This window comes from Allobosea sp. P4_C6, from assembly GCF_056402015.1.
The window spans coordinates 1-649 of the sequence record NZ_JBFUIF010000330.1 but is presented as its reverse complement, the minus strand read 5'-3'; the positions used below and the strand labels follow the sequence as shown (position 1 = coordinate 649).

General features: G+C 55.0%; 1 pseudogene. It reads left to right on the top strand.

Features of this window, described 5'->3' with window-relative positions:
• Positions 1–78: 78 nt before the first annotated feature.
• Positions 79–528, top strand: a pseudogene (locus AC1DVA_RS28970) (arylsulfatase); the annotation flags it as partial.
• Positions 529–649 lie beyond the last annotated feature (121 nt).

The following is a 649-nucleotide window of genomic DNA, read 5'->3' as shown; positions in this document are numbered from 1 at the left end:
CCTCCATGACGACCCCCATCCAGGTGCGTTCAGTGAAGTTGTTCATGAAGATGTCGTAGCGCTCCTGCGGATCCTGCCACAGATCGATCGGAGCGGAAATCGTGGTTCTATTTCACCGAAAATGAGCTTTCGCCCGGTGCGGTTCGGGTCAACAATTACAAGTTCCTCTTCAACATTCGTGGGGATGACGGAAGCTCTACCGGCGGCCTCGCTGTGGATAGCAATCTCGGCTGGAAAGGTCCAACCAAGTATGTCGCCACGGTGCCGCAGGTGTTCGATCTGTGGCAGGATCCGCAGGAGCGCTACGACATCTTCATGAACAACTTCACTGAACGCACCTGGATGGGGGTCGTCATGGAGGAAGAGCTGAAGAAGATCATGGCCACTTATGTGAAATATCCTCCGCGCAAGGTGCAGAGCTACGGTTACACGGGGCCAATCTTGCTGTCTGACTACGAACGATTGCAGTCTGTCCGCGAAATCCTCGCGAAGGACGGAGTTAGCATTCCGTTGCCAACCGGCAACTGACGGGGGGCATCAATGACTGAGGACGGGCCGCATCCTGCGGGACGCGGCCCGGACGAAGATTCAAAAAATGGAGTCTGGGGCAGAGAGAGGAAAAAACGATGAACTTTGTTCGATCCATGTG